This is a genomic window from Clostridium sp. DFI.5.61 (assembly GCF_024462915.1).
Classification (GTDB): Bacteria; Bacillota; Clostridia; order Oscillospirales; family Oscillospiraceae; genus Lawsonibacter; species Lawsonibacter asaccharolyticus.
On the sequence record NZ_JANGBZ010000124.1, the window covers coordinates 1 to 798 of the forward strand.

Genomic DNA, 798 nt, shown 5'->3' on the forward strand with positions numbered 1-798 from the left:
TCTCCAGTATGGATTTGATGGCGTAAGCCAGGATCACGGCAATGATCTCTGTGACGGCTTTCCCGGATAGCTGTTCTGCGATCTGCTCACGGCCCAGATAGGCCAGCAGATAGGAGCACCACACCCAGGCGCAGCCATTGAACAGGCACAGCCAGACGGCGGCTTTCATGGTCTCCATGCGCCCCCTTCTGGACCGGTGGGCGGACAGCCACCACAGCCCCAGACAGAACACGCACCCCAGTGCGAAGGCCGCTGCCGCGGCCAGGATCACAGTGCTGCTCATGTCCGGATCTCCGATTTTAAGTCCCGGATGTCGTGCTGCACCTCCGTCATCTGCCCCTCCAGCTTGTAGGTCCGCTCCACCAGGCTGTTGTGGGCGGCCACCTTCTGCTCCAGCTGCTCGATGCGGTAGGTGGTCAGCTTGTTGGACACCAGGATGCCTCCAAAGGTCCCCGCCAGCGTCCCGATCAGAGACATCCCCGCCACAGCCAGCGTCGTCAGATCCATCCCCTCTCCCCCTCCTTTCTCTGAAAGGCCCTCAGCGTTCTCCTCTCCAAAGCTCTGCCCGCCCCGGCGCCCCCTACCACTCCCAGCCCCGGCGCCAAAATTGTATGTTCCCGTCAATCCAATTTCACAAAAAACAGCAGAAGGGGCGCACACTGTGCGCTCCTTCCAAACGATCGCTTCCATCTTGTTTGGGCAGCTTCCCTTTGTGGGAGAGTGGCTCGGCCCACGCTGTGTCCCCAGCTTTTTGGACACGCCCAGGAAGGGGCAGATGCCCAGGAACTTGGCCAGAAC

The 798-nt window shown here is 61.0% G+C and carries 2 protein-coding genes; both read right to left on the reverse strand.

The genetic code is table 11. The annotated features are described in order from the left end of the window. A partial coding sequence (locus tag NE584_RS19340) for a hypothetical protein (RefSeq protein ID WP_256183547.1) occupies nt 1-283 on the reverse strand: 283 nt, incomplete at its 3' end. Then, entirely contained in the window at nt 280-507 is a 228-nt protein-coding gene (locus NE584_RS19345) for a hypothetical protein (RefSeq protein WP_256183548.1), read from the reverse strand. The genes NE584_RS19345 and NE584_RS19340, both read right to left, overlap by 4 nt. Between the last annotated feature and the right edge of the window lie 291 nt (nt 508-798).